We start from the raw sequence: 2,027 nt of genomic DNA, 5'->3' as shown, positions 1-2,027 counted from the left end.
GCCTACGCCGACCGGATCATCAGCCGCAACGACATCGTCGAGGTCATCTGGCAGGCCGGCGGCATGCGTCTGACGATCACCGGCCGCGCCGAAGGCAACGCCGCCGAGGGTCAGCGCTTCGCCATCCGCAACCTTCAGTCCGGCCGCACCATCGACGCGGTCGCCGTCGCCCCGGGCCAGGCCATCGCCGGCCCGGCCGCCCGGGACTTCTCCGCTCAACAGTTCGCCGCCCGCTAGAGGGAAAGAGTACTCATGCGCATCGCCCTGATCGTCTCCGCCGCCGCCCTGACCTCGACGCTGGCGCTCGGCGCCTGCTCGACCGCCATCGAGGCGGTGCGCGGCCCCGAACTGGCCCCCATCGGCTATCCGGCCGCCCTGGTGCCGACCAGCCAGGTCTATCTGCCCTCCCCCGAGCAGCAGCGGGCGGCGGCCAGCGCCAACAGCCTGTGGCGCACCGGAGCGCGCACCTTCTTCGGCGATCAGCGCGCCCGCCGGATCGGCGACATCGTCACCGTCAGCATCGACATCGACGACCGCGCCCAGACCCAGAACTCGACCGCGCGCACCCGCACCAACGAGATGTCGGGCGGGATCACCAACTTCTTCGGCCTCGAGAACAGCCTGGGCCGCGCCTTCCCGGGCGGTTTCGACCCCGGCAATCTGGTCGGGCTGGAGGGCGAGTCGAGCGCCAACGGCTCCGGCTCGGTCAATCGCTCGGAAAAGGTCAGCCTGACCATCGCCGCCGTCGTCACCGACGTGCTGTCGAACGGCAATCTGGTGATCCAGGGTCGGCAGGAAGTGCGCACCAACCGCGAGGTCCGCGAACTGACCGTCGCCGGCATCGTGCGGCCCGAGGACATCAGCTCGGCCAACACCATCGCCCACACCCAGATCGCCGAGGCCCGCATCAGCTACGGCGGCCGCGGCGACATCAGCCGGGTCCAGGCGACGCCCGCGGCCCAGTCGCTGGTCGAGCGTTTCAGCCCGTTCTGACCGGCGGGGCCGATATTCCCCGAAGCGGAGCCGTGAACCGTTAACGGAACCCCGCGTTTGCCCAGTCAGACGCGAGTATCGTTTTCATGTTCAAGTTCGCCATCCCCGCCGTCGCCGCCCTCGGCCTGATCGCCGTCGCCGCCCAATCGCGCGCCACAGACGCCGCCCCTGAAACGGGCGCGGCGCCGGCGATGGGCTGGCACCTGAGCCACGAGGGCGCGATGGCCAAGCTGGCCTATGGCGTGGCCAATTCGGACCAGCTGGCGCTGATGATGACCTGCGAGCCGGGCCAGTCCCAGGCGGTCGTCTATGGCGACGTGCAGCCCGCCAGCCCGCGCCTGGTCAAGGCGTCTATGGAGTCGGCCGCGATCGATCCGCTCGGCGGCGGCCTCGCCGATGAGGCCCGCATACCCCTGCGCGCTCCGGCCCTCCAGAAGCTGGCCCGCAGCGGCAAGTTGGCGGTCGAGGGCGAGGCCGGTCACTTCGAATTGACCGCCGACGACAAAGAACAGCGTCTTGTGGAGCGGTTTTTCGCCTATTGCGGAACCGACGCGGTCTGATCACATCCTGGAAGACCATTCAGCGGGGGGCTGAACCATGATCGCCAGTATCGCCGGCCTCGCCTTTCTGGCGATGCAAACGACGGCCCCGGAAACCGGCTGGACGTGGACCCTCTATACGGACGAGGCCCGCGTGGCCCTGGCCAATGAGGTCCCCGACACCCCCAATCTGCGCTTCACCCTGGAGTGCGACCCGGCCTCGGGCGTCGCCCGCGTGGCCTTTTACGGAGGGGCGGCCGAGACCGGCATGGCCCGGGTGACGGCCGGGGAAGCCGCCGCCGTGACGGAATCGACGGGCGAACGCGGCGCCCTGAAGCTGACGCTGCGCACCGATCACCCCGTGTTCGCGGCCTTCGCCGCCGAGGGCCGGCTGACCGCCGCCGTCGGCGAGCACCGTCGCGCCGTCGAGGTCCCCCGGCCCCACCTTGCCAAACTGCGCCGCTTCACCGAACTGTGCTCGGGCTGATCGCCCGG

4 protein-coding genes are annotated in these 2,027 nt (G+C 70.2%); all 4 read left to right on the top strand.

All coding sequences use genetic code 11. The features are described from left to right. A partial coding sequence (locus tag RDU12_RS15245) for a flagella basal body P-ring formation protein FlgA (protein WP_308685483.1) occupies nucleotides 1-237 on the top strand: 237 nt, incomplete at its 5' end. 15 nt (nucleotides 238-252) lie between these two features. Next, entirely contained in the window at nucleotides 253-993 is a 741-nt protein-coding gene (gene flgH, locus RDU12_RS15240; protein WP_300293197.1) for a flagellar basal body L-ring protein FlgH, read from the top strand. 86 nt (nucleotides 994-1,079) lie between these two features. Further along, complete coding sequence (locus RDU12_RS15235) at nucleotides 1,080-1,553, top strand: hypothetical protein (protein ID WP_300293199.1); 474 nt, start codon at nucleotides 1,080-1,082, stop codon at nucleotides 1,551-1,553. A 37-nt stretch (nucleotides 1,554-1,590) separates the two neighbouring features. Next, nucleotides 1,591-2,019, top strand: a complete 429-nt coding sequence (locus RDU12_RS15230; protein ID WP_308685481.1) for a hypothetical protein — start codon at nucleotides 1,591-1,593, stop codon at nucleotides 2,017-2,019. Nucleotides 2,020-2,027: the final 8 nt, after the last annotated feature.

Origin of the sequence: Brevundimonas sp. (assembly GCF_031082345.1) — a bacterium.
Taxonomy (GTDB): Bacteria; Pseudomonadota; Alphaproteobacteria; order Caulobacterales; family Caulobacteraceae; genus Brevundimonas.
The sequence above is the reverse complement of the archived record's forward strand: the minus strand, read 5'-3'. Positions and strand labels throughout refer to the sequence as shown.